The sequence below is a fragment of the Staphylococcus sp. 231237_7MaSpsaltlick genome (assembly GCF_043107035.1).
Map to the genome: position 1 here is coordinate 1 of NZ_JBICNX010000125.1, position 1,398 is coordinate 1,398.

Sequence of the window (1,398 nt, forward strand, 5' to 3'; positions counted from 1 at the left end):
CTATGAAAAATTATTTCATTTGTCCTTTAACTTCGTCAGCAAAGTTTTCTTCACGTTTTTCCATACCTTCGCCTACTTCATAACGTACGAAGTCTACAAGTTTACCACCTTTAGATTTTAAGAAAGCTTCAACTGTTTGATCAGGATCTTTTACAAAGTTTTGGTCAACCGCACAAATTTCTTGTAAATATTTACGTAAACGGCCTTCTACCATTTTTTCAACAATTTTCTCAGGTTTACCTTCATTTAAAGCTTGTTGTTTTAATACTTCTCTTTCGTGATTAATTTCATCTTCACTTACTTGTTCTGATGAAACATATTTAGGGTTAATTGCAGCAATGTGCATAGCTACATCTTTAGCAGCTTCTTCGTCAGTTGAACCTTCAACTACCGTTAATACACCGATGCGTCCGCCCATGTGTAAGTAAGCACCAAATGAATCGTTATCAGTTTTTGTTCTGATAGCAAAACGACGGATACTTAATTTTTCACCGATTGTAGAAATCGCTTCTTTAACACGTTGGTCAACTGATTTACCATCTGATAATTCAGTTTCTAATAAAGCTTCTACTGATTCGGCTTTTGTATCCAATACTTGGATAGCAATTTCTTTCACTAATTGTTGGAATCCTTCGTTACGAGCTACGAAGTCAGTTTCTGAATTAATTTCTACAATTGCTGCTTCGTTCCCTCTTGCTTCAACGTGTACTAAACCTTCTGCCGCAATACGGTCAGATTTTTTAGCAGCTTTAGCAATACCTTTTTCACGTAAGAAGTCTACTGCTTTATCGATGTCACCATCAGTTTCTGTTAACGCTTTTTTACAATCCATCATGCCAGCGCCAGTTTTTTCACGTAATTCTTTTACAAGTTTAGCTGAAATTGCCATTTCATATTCCTCCATTATTTAATGAATTTTATTGTATTTATTTTAAAAAAAGGTGATAAGCTTAAATATCTTATCACCCATTTTACATTATTCTTAGTTTGATTCAACAGAAGTGTTTTCTTCAGTTGTTTCTGCTTCAGTAGCTTCAGTTGATTCGTTTAAATCAATGTTTTGTTCAGCTGCTACTTCTTCATTTGATACACCTTGTTGACCTTCTAAGATTGCATCTGCCATTTTACCAGTTAATAATTTAACTGCACGGATAGCATCATCGTTTGCAGGGATAACGTAATCAATTTCATCTGGATCACAGTTAGTGTCTACAATACCAACGATTGGGATGTGTAATTTACGTGCTTCAGCGATTGCGTTGCGCTCTTTACGAGGGTCAACTACAAATAATGCTTGAGGCATAGATTTCATATCACGAATTCCGCCTAAGAATTTAATTAAACGGTCATATTCTTTTTTAAGTTCTACAACTTCTTTTTTAGGTAATACTTCGAATA

Annotated in this window: 2 protein-coding genes; both read right to left on the minus strand. The window is 34.8% G+C overall.

Annotated elements, in window-relative coordinates:
* Positions 1-10: 10 nt before the first annotated feature.
* Positions 11-889 (minus strand): translation elongation factor Ts, encoded by an 879-nt coding sequence (gene tsf, locus ACF91D_RS30300; RefSeq protein ID WP_039066760.1) that lies wholly within the window; start codon positions 887-889, stop codon positions 11-13.
* A 93-nt stretch (positions 890-982) separates the two neighbouring features.
* The coding region (gene rpsB / locus ACF91D_RS30305; protein WP_392438446.1) for a 30S ribosomal protein S2 at positions 983-1,398 on the minus strand (416 nt) is incomplete at its 5' end.